A 377-nucleotide genomic window follows, 5' to 3' on the forward strand; every position below is an offset into this window, starting at 1 on the left:
TGGATAGAGTACTTGGCTACGAACCAAGGGGTCGTGGGTTCAATTCCTGCCAGCCGCACCAGAATACTGAAAATCAGACTTTGCCTGGTTTTGTTGTAACAAGTTTGACCTCCATGTTGTTCTGTGGAATGTTGTAGAAGTTTTGCGGCTGTAGCTCAGCTGGATAGAGTACTTGGCTACGAACCAAGGGGTCGTGGGTTCAATTCCTGCCAGCCGCACCAGTATTGCCGGAACGGGGTTCGCTTCGTTTTGATGAGATTTTCAAGCTTCGTGCCGTACGGCGAAGTGTGTCAGAGTTTGCGGCTGTAGCTCAGCTGGATAGAGTACTTGGCTACGAACCAAGGGGTCGTGGGTTCAATTCCTGCCAGCCGCACCAG

2 tRNA genes are annotated in these 377 nt (G+C 51.5%); both read left to right on the forward strand.

Annotated features, from left to right (window positions below):
• The first annotated feature begins 144 nt into the window (after nucleotides 1-144).
• Nucleotides 145-221: transfer RNA gene (locus K0F85_RS28385), tRNA-Arg, on the forward strand.
• 78 nt (nucleotides 222-299) lie between these two features.
• Nucleotides 300-376: transfer RNA gene (locus K0F85_RS28390), tRNA-Arg, on the forward strand.
• Nucleotide 377: the final 1 nt, after the last annotated feature.

This window comes from Janthinobacterium sp. UMAB-56, from assembly GCF_900095265.1.
Taxonomy (GTDB): domain Bacteria; phylum Pseudomonadota; class Gammaproteobacteria; order Burkholderiales; family Burkholderiaceae_D; genus Janthinobacterium.